The organism is Rhodococcus sp. DT1, assembly GCF_049844875.1.
Lineage (GTDB): Bacteria > Actinomycetota > Actinomycetes > Mycobacteriales > Mycobacteriaceae > Rhodococcus.
The window spans coordinates 604,386-617,092 of the sequence record NZ_JBNCLW010000003.1; the positions used below are offsets into that span (position 1 = coordinate 604,386).

Annotated in this window: 13 protein-coding genes; 6 read left to right on the forward strand and 7 right to left on the reverse strand. The window is 69.1% G+C overall.

The features are described 5' to 3' along the window. The first annotated feature begins 14 nt into the window (after positions 1-14). Positions 15-863, forward strand: coding sequence for a DUF5995 family protein (locus tag ACLQ3J_RS10385; RefSeq protein ID WP_425903119.1), 849 nt, complete (start codon positions 15-17; stop codon positions 861-863). Between the two features lie 43 nt (positions 864-906). Here ACLQ3J_RS10385 and ACLQ3J_RS10390 read toward each other — a convergent pair whose 3' ends face one another. Further along, positions 907-1,725 carry a shikimate 5-dehydrogenase gene (locus tag ACLQ3J_RS10390; protein ID WP_169622468.1) on the reverse strand — a complete coding sequence of 273 codons (819 nt, stop codon included), beginning with the start codon at positions 1,723-1,725 and terminating at the stop codon, positions 907-909. 90 nt (positions 1,726-1,815) lie between these two features. Here ACLQ3J_RS10390 and ACLQ3J_RS10395 point away from each other — a divergent pair, with 90 nt between their 5' ends. Further along, on the forward strand, positions 1,816-2,598 hold the full coding sequence (locus ACLQ3J_RS10395) for an enoyl-CoA hydratase/isomerase family protein (RefSeq protein WP_169622469.1): 783 nt from the start codon (positions 1,816-1,818) through the stop codon (positions 2,596-2,598). A gap of 53 nt (positions 2,599-2,651) precedes the next feature. Here the strand turns inward: ACLQ3J_RS10395 and ACLQ3J_RS10400 are convergent, their stop codons facing one another. Continuing rightward, positions 2,652-3,329: a GmrSD restriction endonuclease domain-containing protein gene (locus tag ACLQ3J_RS10400; protein ID WP_169652796.1), complete on the reverse strand. Its 678-nt coding sequence runs from the start codon at positions 3,327-3,329 to the stop codon at positions 2,652-2,654. Positions 3,330-3,401: 72 nt separating this feature from the next. Further along, on the reverse strand, positions 3,402-4,175 hold the full coding sequence (gene map, locus ACLQ3J_RS10405; RefSeq protein ID WP_296551492.1) for a type I methionyl aminopeptidase: 774 nt from the start codon (positions 4,173-4,175) through the stop codon (positions 3,402-3,404). Positions 4,176-4,294: 119 nt separating this feature from the next. Between map and ACLQ3J_RS10410 the strand changes: the two genes are divergently transcribed. Continuing rightward, positions 4,295-4,561 (forward strand): helix-turn-helix domain-containing protein, encoded by a 267-nt coding sequence (locus ACLQ3J_RS10410; protein ID WP_169622471.1) that lies wholly within the window; start codon positions 4,295-4,297, stop codon positions 4,559-4,561. Here the strand turns inward: ACLQ3J_RS10410 and ACLQ3J_RS10415 are convergent. Further along, positions 4,558-4,896 carry a hypothetical protein gene (locus ACLQ3J_RS10415; protein WP_169622472.1) on the reverse strand — a complete coding sequence of 113 codons (339 nt, stop codon included), beginning with the start codon at positions 4,894-4,896 and terminating at the stop codon, positions 4,558-4,560. The genes ACLQ3J_RS10410 and ACLQ3J_RS10415 overlap by 4 nt on opposite strands. Positions 4,897-5,027: 131 nt before the next feature. On the opposite strand from ACLQ3J_RS10415, the gene ACLQ3J_RS10420 reads away from it, so the two are divergent. Next, positions 5,028-7,841 carry a DEAD/DEAH box helicase gene (locus tag ACLQ3J_RS10420; RefSeq protein WP_296551574.1) on the forward strand — a complete coding sequence of 938 codons (2,814 nt, stop codon included), beginning with the start codon at positions 5,028-5,030 and terminating at the stop codon, positions 7,839-7,841. Further along, entirely contained in the window at positions 7,841-8,563 is a 723-nt protein-coding gene (locus ACLQ3J_RS10425) for an SWIM zinc finger family protein (protein ID WP_169652771.1), read from the forward strand. Before ACLQ3J_RS10420 ends, ACLQ3J_RS10425 begins: the two co-directional genes overlap by 1 nt. 28 nt (positions 8,564-8,591) lie before the next feature. On the opposite strand, the gene ACLQ3J_RS10430 is transcribed toward ACLQ3J_RS10425, so the two are convergent. From ACLQ3J_RS10430 to ACLQ3J_RS10440, 3 genes are read right to left on the reverse strand one after another with little or no spacing between them, the layout of a single operon-like run. After that, on the reverse strand, positions 8,592-9,983 hold the full coding sequence (locus ACLQ3J_RS10430) for a DUF6297 family protein (protein WP_425903121.1): 1,392 nt from the start codon (positions 9,981-9,983) through the stop codon (positions 8,592-8,594). Further along, complete coding sequence (locus ACLQ3J_RS10435) at positions 9,974-10,642, reverse strand: ABC transporter ATP-binding protein (protein ID WP_296551484.1); 669 nt, start codon at positions 10,640-10,642, stop codon at positions 9,974-9,976. Before ACLQ3J_RS10435 ends, ACLQ3J_RS10430 begins: the two co-directional genes overlap by 10 nt. A gap of 54 nt (positions 10,643-10,696) precedes the next feature. Next, complete coding sequence (locus ACLQ3J_RS10440) at positions 10,697-11,032, reverse strand: DUF6412 domain-containing protein (protein WP_169652698.1); 336 nt, start codon at positions 11,030-11,032, stop codon at positions 10,697-10,699. Between the two features lie 133 nt (positions 11,033-11,165). Here ACLQ3J_RS10440 and ACLQ3J_RS10445 point away from each other — a divergent pair, with 133 nt between their 5' ends. Beyond that, on the forward strand, positions 11,166-12,698 hold the full coding sequence (locus ACLQ3J_RS10445) for a CoA-acylating methylmalonate-semialdehyde dehydrogenase (RefSeq protein WP_169622476.1): 1,533 nt from the start codon (positions 11,166-11,168) through the stop codon (positions 12,696-12,698). The last annotated feature ends 9 nt before the right edge of the window (positions 12,699-12,707 follow it).

Sequence of the window (12,707 nt, forward strand, 5' to 3'; positions counted from 1 at the left end):
GTAAATTCGGAACAATGACGCATTTCGTACGGAGAAGTGTTGCCTTGTCCCTGAGTGCGGCAGCCGTCGCGGCTGCGGTCGCCGGAGCGCCGGCCGTGTCGGCAGCGCCCGCGGCACCCGCGCCGTCGGCCTGTGTGTCCACGGTCCCCACCGCCGACATCGCTGCGCTCACGGACCCCGCGGGGATCGAGACCTTCGACGACGCCAGGTCCCGTATCGCCGCGTTGCGGGAGGTGCTCACTCGTAGCGACGACTACCGCGGCACCTTCGTCCTCGCATTCGACGAGATTCTCGCGCTCACGGAGCCGACTCTGGACTCCGGCATCTACGACGACCCGGCGTGGGCGAATGCGCTGGCGGTCGAGGTGGTGCGGCTGTATCTGGCGAATCTGCACGAGCACGTCACCGGCGGTACCCCGGCGGCGCATTGGGCGGAGGCACTCGCCGAGACCGAGCGGTGTGACCGCAGCCCGGGCCGCGTCCTGGTCGGCGCCGTCGTCGCGCACCTGGTGATCGATTTCCCCGAGGCGCTCGTGACCATCGGATCCACGCCCGAGCACACCCGGGACTTCTACACCTTCGGTGGTGCCCTTGTCGATGCCGCGCCCGTCATCGCCGACGAGTTCGAGGTCACCTACGGCACCGATCTGCGTCCGTTCTTCACCGGGTGGTTCGTCGGTGATCTGCTGGGCGAGACGGAGACGACCACCTTCATGTTCCAGTCGGCGCGAACAGCGGCGTGGGTCAACAACTTCGGACTCCAGAACCCCGACACCCACGACCTCACCCGGCTCGAGATGAACGTGGCCTTCGACGCGGCGAACGTCGTGCTCGACGGGCTCGAAGCAGCCGGCACCATCTGAGCGACCGCCCCCGGCCACGGCCGCCGAGGGTGGGCGGTGGTGGTCAGGACCGTGAGTACTCGGACGCGCGCCTCACCTGATCCGGTGTCGGTGTGACACCCGTATAGAGGGCGAACTGCAGCGCCGCCTGGAGGGCGATCACCTCGTCGCCGGTGATCACCGGGATCCCCTGCTCGCGGGCGAACCGGACGAGGGGCGTCTCGGGCGGCACCGCGACCACGTCGAAGACGACGGTGGCAGCGGCGACGACCTCCTCCGGGACGGGGAGACGGTCGGCTTCCGGCGCACCGGCCATGCCGACCGGCGTGGCGTTGACGAGCAGGCCCGGCGGTGTCGCGGAGGCGTCCGCACGCCAGTCGTATCCGTACTTGCGGGCGAGAGGGCGGCCGGTGCGTTCGTTGCGCGCCACCACGACGCCCTCGGCGAAACCGCTGTGCCGCAGCGCCGCCGTGACCGCTTTCGCCATACCGCCGCTGCCGGTGATCGTCACCGGCAGTGAGGAATCCACGGCGTGGGCCGCCAGAAGATCGGTCACCGCTTGGTAGTCGGTGTTGTAGGCATGGAGGATGCCGTCGTCGTTGACGATCGTGTTGACCGACTCGATCGCGCGTGCGGAATCGTGCAGGACGTCGACGAGCGGCAGGACCGCTTCCTTGAACGGCATCGATACCCCCGCGCCGCGGATACCGAGTCCTCGGATTCCGGCGACCGCGTCCTCGATATTCGTGGGCGCGAACGCCTTGTAGACGAAATCGAGTCCGAGTTCGTCGTACAGGTAGTTGTGGAATCTGGTTCCGATGTTGCTGGGGCGGCCCGACAGGGAGATGCACAGGCGGGTGTCCTTGGTGATGCGCGAGAGCATCCCTCCACCGTAGTGGTGGTGTTCGGCGCCGCTACGACAACCACATGAACACGCCATTCTCTTTTGGCGAGAATCGTATATGCTGCGGCCATGGGAGACGACCTCGGTGCCGGTGGTTTGAGATTCGAGCGGGAAGGCGCGATCGGCTGGTGCATCATCGACCGTCCCGCGGCCCGGAACGCGTTCACCCCCGCGATGTACTACGGCCTCAAACGGGCGGTTCGGCTGGTCAACAGCGACCCCGACCTCGCGGCCCTGATCATCACGGGCGTCGACGACGTCTTCGCGCCCGGCGGTGACCTCGGCGGCCGGTCCGAACCCGGCGACGATCTGCCCGAAGGGCTCGCCGGCAACGATGTGGTGCCGTTCCTGACCATCCGGGACAGCCGCGCGCCGGTGATCTCGGCGGTCAACGGCATCTGCCAGGCCGGGGGACTGCTCGTCGCGATGATGTCGGACATCGCCGTGGCGAGCGAACGGGCCACCTTCCGCGTCCCCGAACTGCTGCGCGGCATCCCCGACGCGACGTTCGCGGCGGCGCTGCCCGCCCACGTCGGAATCGCGGCGGCGCGGGACCTGCTCCTGTCCGCGCGTCGCTTCGACGCCGCAGAGGCACTGCGGCTCGGTGTGATCTCACGCGTCGTGCCGCACGACCAACTGCGAGAGGCCGCGCTGACCGCGGCACGCGAGGTGCTGCAGACCGCGCCGCTCGCGCGCGCCCAGGTCAAACGCATGCTCAACGAGCGGTACGGGCAGTTCGACTATCAGACGATGTTCGGGTCGCTCGAGACGTCCCCCGAACCGCGAGAAGGCATGCGCGCCTTCATGGAAAAGCGTGACCCCGAATGGATTCCGCAGAATCTCCCCGTATGACCCGAGCGGTGCCCTCCCGGCGTCGTCGCTGCGGCCGGCGGAACATGTCGCTGTCACGGGTCGGGGCACGACCCGGCGGCGTCCGCCAACGCGCGATGGTCGCCGGATGTGATCGGTAGTCCGTATCGCACTGCGACAGTGAGGTATCGGCCTGCGAACCAACACCGATATCCCGCGGCCGGTGGCATCCAGTGCGCGGGGGTGTGGTCGCTCTTGTCCTCGTTGGCCGGTCCGTCCACCGCGACGAGGTTGTACGCGATGTCGTTGGCGAACTGTCGCCGCAGATCGGCCGGCCACCGTGCCGCGCCGAAATCCCATGCGGCCGCCAGCGGGTAGATGTGGTCGACGTGGACGGCGCGCGCCTCGGAACGGCGAAAATCCACGCGCGCACCGGTGTACGGATCGTGGAGAGTTCCGGAGACGACGACGCACGCGTCGGTGCCCGGACGGAACGCCGGTTCACGGAGGTCGCGTGCGAGCACGTTGTTCCGCGTGTCGCACCCGTCGTGACCGCCCTCACCGGCGTGGTCGTCCGACCACGCCGGGCCGAACACGCATCCTTCGCCCGGCCCGCAGCCGCGCTCGTATCCGCTTTCCCGCGGCCGGTCCGGCCACACGGTCACCTGCCCGAGCAGTGCCGCCAGTTGCTCTCGCGGCGGGCTACCGGGCACCGGGTCGTCGGCCGGATCGGAGACGCTCCGGAACCAGGACGTCCCGATAGCCGCCACCACGACCCATATCCACCACTTCGTTGCGCGTCCCCCCGGCACCACGGCATGGTGACAGCGCGCACCGACAGGGGGCTACCGGTCGGCCGGTGCGGTGAGAACCTGTGGACCGTCGTCGGTGATCGCCACGGTGTGTTCGCTGTGCGCGGTGCGGGAGCCGTCGGCGGAACGGATGGTCCAGCCGTCCGGGTCGAAGACGATCTCGTCCGTGGTCGGTGTCCACCACGGTTCGAGTGCCAGGGTGAGGCCCGGGCGCAGCACGAGGCCGCGTCCGGCGCGGCCGGTGTTGGAGACGTGCGGGTCTTCGTGCATGGTGCGGCCGAGGCCGTGGCCACCGAACTGGGTGTTGACGGGATAGCCGTATTCGGCGGCAACCGCGCCGATGGCGGCCGAGATGTCGCCGAGCCGGTTGCCCGGCTGCGCGGCGGCGATACCCGCCGCGAGTGCGCGTTCGGTGGACTCGATGAGGCGGCGATCCTCGGGCCTCTCGGTTCCGACGACGACGGTGCGTGCGGAATCGGCGACCCATCCGTCGATCGAGACGGCGATGTCCATGCTGAGCACGTCCCCGTCCTGCAGCACGTAGTCGTGCGGCAGTCCGTGCAGCACCGCGTCGTTGACCGACAGGCAGATGACGTTGCGGAACGGACCACTCCCGAACGACGGCGCGTAATCCCAGTAACACGACACGGCGCCGCGCTCGGCGATCAGATCACGCGCCCGGTGCTCGAGGTCGAGGAGGTTGACGCCGGGTGCGGCTCGCTGCGCGAGGTCGTCCAGGAGGCCGGCGATGAACGCGCCGGTGGTGCGCATCGCGTCGATCTCCCGCGGGGTTTTCAGTTCGAGCACTGCACGTGTCCTTCCGGAAGGGCTTGTCAATCTTGGTATAAAAATACCAGACCCGGGCCGTTGCTCGGTATTTTCATACCGGACCCGTCGTCCGACGCGACTCCGATACGCTGGCATCCATGGTGCGTCTCCCGCTGTCACCGCAACAACTCGCCGCCGGTAAACGGCTCGGCGGGCTCCTCCGTGAGGCACGACGCGACCGCACGCTCGCCGACGTCGCCGCATCCGCGGGGATCTCTCCGGAAACGCTGCGGAAGATCGAGACCGGCAGGCTGGCGACGCCGGGGTTCGTGACCGTCGCCGCACTGGCACGCGCACTCGCGCTCCCACTCGACGACCTGGCGCGGGTCTGCCTCGACGCCGAGGAATTCGAGGATGCCGGCTAGATCGAGCGCCGGTCGCCGCCCGACGCGGGGAAACGCGCGGCGCTGATCGATCCCACGGTGGCCCCGTCGTGTCCCACGATCCACGACCCGCCCGCCTCCGAGCACTCCGCGATCTTGTCGAACACATTGAGAAGGAAGAAGATCGCCTCCTGCGACGACGCCGTGGTCGCGAGCCGGTGCGACTCGCCGGTCCTGGTGCCGTCCAGCCACACCCCGCAACGTCCGTCGAGGCGAAGCGTGGTCACGTGATCCCAATCGACGAACCCGTACTTCACCTGTTCCCACGGCGTGCGAGTGCTGGGCGTCTGTTCGAGAACCTGCACCAGAATGGACATCGCGGCTCCTCGGGGGTTCGGATGTGTACCGACCAGTGTGCTCCACGTGTTCGGTGCCCGACCGGCAGTTGCGGTGCGAAAGCGAGAACCCTGCCATGAGCCGCCCGGGCGCGGCTGGCACCATGGAGGGCATGTTGCACGGGCTGTGGTCACCGGGATCAGGCCTGATGCTGTGGCGAGATCCCGCGGTCGACGCCGACGACGAGGCATTGCCGTCGGCGCTGCGGCGATGGATCGACCGGCCGTTCCGGCACCGCGTGGAATTGACGCTCCCGGGTGACGCCGCGCCGCGAGTCGTTCCCGCCGTGGCTGTGGCGCCACCCGACGCCGCCGCACTCCTCCTCGATCTCCCGCGACGCCCGAGTGGCGTCGCGGGTGACCTGCGGTACCTCGCGCACGTGGCTCGCGGCATCGAACGCTGGGCGCAGGCAGGTCGCGTGGCCCCCGAACTCGTCCGCGCCGAAAAGCAGTGGTGGGCGCGATGGCAACTGCTCGGCGGGGAGAAGAATCGCGCGTGGTCTGCCGAACTCGCCGCCGCGATGCCTCCCGTGCAGCGTCAGCTCGGTCGCCCGTCGGCATTACTCGACAACATGTGCGAGGAGCTGACGGACCCGATCGTCCGCGCCCTGCACGGCTCGTCGACGTCGCTGCATCCGCTGGTCGCGGCGCTCGCGGAGGGCCGTCCGCACCCCCGTGGCACCCAGCGAATGGCGGACGCGCTCGACGAATGGCGCGCCAGCCTCGCCGGGTACGAACCCGACCTCGTGCTGCGTCTGGCCGAACCCGAGGACACCGATGACGACACCGACATCGGTGTGGCCGCGTTGTGGCGGCTGGAAGTCTGCCTGCGCTCGGAGGGGCAGGCGCCCGTGCCGGTGACCGTCGACGGCACCGATCCGCATCTTCTGCAGATCGCGATCCGCAAGCTCGGCGCCGCGATCACCGCCTACCCGAGGCTTCAGGACGTGCCGCGCGACGTCGATACCCTCGACCTGCTGCTGCCCACCCCGGTCGTGATCGACCTCGTCGAACACGGCGCGCGTGCGTTGCAGGCGGCGGGCGTCGCCCTTCTGCTGCCGCGGGCCTGGGCGACGGTCGATCCGTCGTTGCGGCTGCAGGTCGACTCGCCGGTCGCGCCCGTGAGCGCCGACGACAGCGTCGTGGGGATGAGCGCGATCGTGTCGTACGAGTGGCAACTCGCGGTCGGCGACATGCTGCTCACCCGCACCGAGATGGAGGAACTGGTCGCCGCGAACAGCGACCTGGTCAAGCTGCGTGGCAAGTGGGTGCGGGCCGACGCCGAGGCACTCGCGCAGGCCGCGCGCTACGTCACGGCGCATTCCGAACGCGACGCCACGCTGGGATCGCTGTTCGCACAGTTCACCGGGGAGGACGCCCCACCGGTCGAGGTCACCGACATCGCCGCGTCCGGCTGGGTCGAGACGTTGCTCGACGGCCAGGCTCAGCCCGAGGAGATCGCACCGCCGGCCGGACTGGTGGCAGAACTGCGCCCGTACCAGCAGCGCGGTCTCGAGTGGCTCGCGTTCATGAGCCGGCTGGGACTCGGCGCGGTCCTCGCCGACGACATGGGGCTCGGCAAGACCGTGCAGGTGCTCGCTCTGCTCGCGCACGAACGCGAGGCCGGAACCGCGGGCGCTCCGACACTGCTCGTGTGCCCGATGTCGGTGGTGGGCAACTGGCAGCGCGAGGCCGAGCGATTCGTCCCGGACCTGCGTGTCTACGTTCACCACGGCGCACAGCGACTGCGGGGAGAAGCCCTCGCGGCGGCTGTGGCCGGCGCCGAATTGGTCGTGACCACCTACGCAATCGCCGCCCGCGATGTCGCGCAGCTTGCCGAACTGCCTTGGCGCCGTGTCGTTCTCGACGAGGCTCAGCACGTGAAGAATACGGCGACCGCGCAGTCCCGGGCCACCCGCGCCATCCCGGCGGCGCATCGCATCGCTCTCACCGGCACCCCCGTGGAGAATCGCCTCGAAGAACTCCGCTCGATTCTCGATTTCGCGAACCCGAGGTTGCTCGGCAGCGCCGCCTCGTTCCGCGCGAGATTCGCGGTACCCATCGAACGCGACCACGACCCGGTGGCGGCCGCGCGACTACGCGCGCTGTCTGCGCCGTTCGTGTTGCGGCGCGTCAAGACGGACCCCGACGTGATCTCCGATCTTCCCGAGAAGTTCGAGCAAACGGTCCGGGCCAATCTCACGGCCGAGCAGGCTGCTCTCTACCGCGCGGTGGTCGACGACATGATGCGCAAGATTCGCGACAAGGAAGGCATGGCGCGCAAGGGCGCCGTCCTCGCGGCGCTGACCAGACTCAAGCAGGTGTGCAACCATCCGGCGCACTACCTCGGTGACGGGTCGCCCGTGCTGCGGCGCGGCCGGCACCGCTCCGGCAAACTCGGACTGGTCGAGGACATCGTGGAATCGGTGCTGGCCGAAGGCGAGAAAGTCCTGCTGTTCACGCAGTTCCGCGAGTTCGGTGAACTCGTGGCACCGTACCTCGCCGAACGGTTCGCGACGACGGTGCCGTTCCTGCACGGGGGCGTGACCAAGTCGAAGCGCGACGACATGGTCGCCCGGTTCCAAGGGGACGACGGTCCGCCGATCATGTTGCTCTCCCTCAAGGCGGGCGGCACCGGGCTGAACCTGACGGCCGCCAATCACGTCGTGCATCTGGACCGGTGGTGGAACCCGGCGGTGGAGAACCAGGCCACCGACCGCGCATTTCGCATCGGCCAGCAGCGGAACGTGCAGGTGCGCAAACTCGTGTGCGTCGGCACCGTGGAGGAACGAATCGACGAAATGCTCACCGGGAAGCAGGAACTGGCCGATCTCGCGATCGGGGTGGGAGAGAACTGGATCACCGAGCTGTCCACCGACCAGTTGCAGTCCCTGCTGTCCCTCGGCGATGAAGCGGTGGGTGACTGATGGCGCTCGGCAACAGGGTCGAGACCCGCACCAAACGCGGTGCGATCGGCCGTAGCTGGTGGTCGAAGGAACTGATCTCGACCATGGAACAGGTGGCCGACAAGGCCCGGCTGACGCGGGGTCGCGCGTACGCGCGTTCCGGTCAGGTGGTCTCGATGCGCATCGAGCCCGGTGCGGCGGTAGGCGAGGTCCAGGGCAGTCAGTTGCGCCCGTTCACCTCGACGGTGACCGTGCGCCGGCTCGACGACGACGCGATCGACGAACTGATCCGGGAGGTCCGGGCTTCCCCGGGCATGCTGGCGCGACTGGCCGGAGGAGTGCTCCCCGAAGAGCTGGGTTCCCTCCTGCTTCCGCGGCGCGCGGGGGAGTTGGACTTCGATTGCACCTGCCCCGACGACGGCTGGCCCTGTAAGCACGCCGCGGCGGTCGCGTACCTGCTTGCCGAACACGTCGACGAGAAGCCGCTGGACGTACTCACCCTGCGCGGAGTGGATCTGACGACGCTGATCGGAGGCGTCGACGCCGCCATCGCCACCGACACCGCTGACTTCTACGGCGAAGACACCGAACTCCCCGATCTGCCCACGGAACGGTTCCGGCCCGCGATCGAAGACCTCGACCCGATGCTGCTGCGCCGCGCGTTGCGGGCGGGGGGCACCGACGAAGCCGTCGTCATCCGTGCGATGACCGACCTCGAGGACCTGTACCGCAGATTGCGCTGAAGACGGTACCGGGATCGTCGGCGCGTACTCAAAGAATCAGTGCCAGAAGAAGTCCCGCAGCGACAAGACCGTCCGGCCCACGCATCCACTGCCGGATCAGGTCGACGGGTACCTGGCCGACGGCGGTCTCCAGCACGAGTCCGTCGTATGCGGTGGCGGGGCGGGTCCGCAGCCGGTAGACCGCGACGCAGGCTCCCGCAGCGACGATCGCGGACACGGACGGCGACCACCCCGTCGCCGGCGCCGTCACCGCCGTCACCGCAGCGGCGGCGCACGCCGGAACCACCATCAGCGGCCGGTACAGGGCACGATCGGCAGCGCCGAGCATCGCTCGCAGGTCCGGCTTGCTCGCCAGGTCGCGTAATCCGGTGCTGAACACCAGAGTCGCGGCGTACACGGCCGACAGTTGCACCCAGCCCGCCACGACCGGCTGTGTCGTCGTGCCCAGCGCCCAGGCAGCGCAGACGGCGACGGCGGTCGCCGCGAACGGTGACGGACGGCGCAGGTTCCGGAGCAGGTCGGCGCGGACGAGTGCGCGAGTCCGGCCGGGCGGCAACGCCCGTGAGCGCCGGGCGGCGACACGTTTCCAGGCGGCTGCGTCGTGGACGCCGACGACGAGCGTCGGGTCCAGGCCGACCAGGGAGGTCCGGGCTGCCACGGCGATCGCGGCGCGTTCGTTCAACTCCGCAGCCGTGATGCGGCCGCAGCGGAGAAGGGCGGCGCAACACATCGCCAGGGCGGGCAGCGCGGCGACCATCACCGGAAGCCACGTCACGAGCACCGGCACGACTGTTCCTATCGCGCACACCGCCGCGACTGCTCCTCCCAGTGCGGCGGTGAGGATCTGCACCGCCGGCAGCGTGCGAGTCGGCAGGACCCGCGCTTGGACGAGGAGCGCGAGGGCGGCGATGCCGAGCCCGATCACCGCCCCGCAGGCGGTCAGGGGTAGCCACTGCTCGACCGTTCCGGCGAACGCAGCCAGCCGTCCACCGGCTGCCCCCGCGCCCGCTCCGGCGGCGAACACCGTCACGACGCCGGGACGGAGCATCGACGCCCGGTCGACCGGGGTGGACAACAACCAGAACGCGCGTTGGGCGCTCGCGGTCAGTGGTCCGAGCGCGCGTGCGACCGCGATGCCCGCGACGAGCACGGCTGCGCCCACCACCCAGGCCCAGCCCGGGTTCCAGGACGCTGCATCCCAGTTACGACCGGCCGTGGTGTGGAGCGACCCGATCAGGGAGGTCGGCGGACGAGTGGCACACCACCACGCGAGCCCCGAAGCGACATAGGCACCCAGCGCCGACAGCACCACGATGCCGGCCCGGTCGGTACGGGGCGCGTGAACACGGCCGAACCCCCGCCTGGCCTTCCGAAGCGCACGGGCACCGGCAATCGCCGGAGCCCGTTCGGTCAGCGCCACGAGTCGGCGTCCACGGTGTCGTCGGCGACGGCTGCCACCAGGTCCGGATCGTGCGAGGCAAGGACGACCGCGCAACCGCGAGCCTTCTCGTCGGCGATCCGCCCGGCGAGCCATGCCCGTCCGGCGGGATCGAGATGGTGTTCGGGTTCGTCGAGCACGAGCAACCGCCGAGGACGGACGAAGGCCGATGCCAGCGCCAACCGGTGGCGCTGACCGCTGGACAACGTGACCGGCAGTTGATCGGACGCGTCCGCAAGGCCGACGTCGCACAGCGTTCGGCTCGCCACACCTGCAGGGTCGGGCATTCCGTGCGCGAGGGCGACGAGTTGCAGATGCTCGTGGGCCGTCAGATGCGCGAACGTGGCGACGTCGCCCAGGACGGATGCGACCGCTGCGCGCTGGGCGGGTGAGGATTCGTCGGCCGCGGAACCGTCGATCGTGACAGTGCCTCGATCGAGACGGTCGGCGCCCACCAGGCACCGCAGCAGAGTGGATTTCCCGGCGCCGTTCGAGCCGGTGACTGCGCAGCATGTCCCCGCGGCCACGTCGACATCGACGGCGGTGAACACGAGCAGGTCGCCGAACCGGCGTTCCGCGTCGCGGACGGAGAGAACGTGGCTGTCGCGCCGTGCCGAGGCGCGTTGGGATGATCTGGGCACAGGGACTCCCGGTTTTCCTCGTGAGGGGTGTGGTCGCGAGGAAGCAGGGACCGGTCAGGCGAAACGAGACGTCGCGGCCCCTGCACCGGGGCCGGGCGCTCGCGGACGCGGGCGCCCAGGGGCATCGGGACGTGATTGCCGCCGGAACGCGCCGCGCAGCCGTTGTTCCGCCACGGTGGGCCCGCGAGGTGTGCGGGACAGTCCGAACAACAGATCGTCGGTGCGCCGGACGGTGAGTGCGGCGACCACGACGAGGGTGACGAGAACACCGGCCAGTAGCGAGCCGAGCGTGTCGCCCGGGACGGCGGGAGAGAACGCGAGTAGCGAGACCAGCGCCCACAGCAGCAAGAACCCGAGCACATCGGTGCTGTTCCTCCGCGTGCGGGTCATGATGCGGAGCGTAGCGGACGGGGTGTGACCCTGGACATACATGGACTTCCAACTATAGGATGAGCGAAGACTTCGGGTTCTTCACGGCTGCCACGACGCAGCCACCACTATCGAGCAAAGGACGGGTTCGCGCATGAGCATTCGAGAACTGACCCACTTCGTCGGCGGCAAGCACGTCTCCGGCACATCCGGCCGTTTCGCCGACGTCTTCGACCCCAACACCGGCGAAGTCCAGGCGCGTGTTCCGCTCGCCACGCGCGCCGAAGTCGAGAACGTGATCGCCGACGCCGAAATCGCACAGAAGGAATGGGCGGCGTGGAACCCGCAGAAGCGGGCTCGCGTACTGATGCGCTTCCTGCAACTCGCCCAGGACAACATGGACGACCTCGCCCGGCTGCTGTCGAGCGAGCACGGCAAGACGATCCCCGACGCGAAGGGCGACATCCAGCGCGGCCTCGAGGTCGTGGAAGTGGCGCTCGGCGCTCCGCACCTGCTCAAGGGTGAGTTCACCGAATCCGCCGGTACCGGCATCGACGTGTACTCGATGCGCCAGCCGCTCGGTGTGGTCGCGGGCATCACCCCGTTCAACTTCCCGGCCATGATTCCGCTGTGGAAAGCCGCTCCGGCGCTCGTGTCCGGCAACGCCTTCGTCCTCAAGCCCTCCGAGCGCGATCCCTCGGTGCCGCTGCGCCTGGCCGAACTCTTCCTCGAAGCCGGACTGCCCGCCGGCGTGTTCAACGTCGTCAACGGCGACAAGGAAGCCGTCGACGTACTGCTCGAGGATCCCCGGGTCAAGGCCCTCGGATTCGTCGGGTCGACCCCGATCGCCCAGTACATCTACGAGACCGCCGCGAAGAACGGCAAGCGCGCCCAGTGCTTCGGCGGCGCGAAGAACCACGCGGTGATCATGCCCGACGCCGACCTCGACCAGGTCGCGGACGCGCTCGTCGGTGCCGCATTCGGCTCGGCCGGCGAGCGCTGCATGGCACTGTCGGTTGCCGTCCCCGTCGGTGAGGAGACCGCCGACCGGCTCGTGGCCAAGCTCCAGGAGCGCATCGCCGAACTGCGTATCGGGACGAGCTTCGACGAGAAGGCCGACTTCGGTCCGCTCGTGACGGCCGCCGCCCGCGACCGCGTCCACAACTACATCGCCCAGGGCGTCGAGGAAGGCGCCGAACTCGTCGTCGACGGCCGCGGTTTCGTGCTCGAGGGCAACGAGGGTGGCTTCTTCTCCGGCGCGACCCTCTTCGACCGGGTCACCACCGACATGTCGATCTACAAGGAAGAGATCTTCGGTCCCGTGCTCACCGTCGTGCGCGCACGCGACTACGAGGAGGCACTGCGTCTGCCGTCCGAGCACGAGTACGGCAACGGCGTCGCGATCTTCACCCGCGACGGCGACACCGCCCGCGACTTCACGACCCGCGTCCAGGTCGGCATGGTGGGAGTCAACGTTCCCATCCCGGTTCCGATCGCGTACTACACCTTCGGCGGCTGGAAGGCGTCGGGCTTCGGCGACCTCAACCAGCACGGTGCGGACGCCTTCCGCTTCTACACCAAGACCAAGACCGTCACGCAGCGCTGGCCGTCCGGTGTCAAGGAAGGCGATATCGAGGGCGCTCACGTCGCGGACACCGATCACTTCGTCATCCCGACGATGAACTAGGCGGTACGC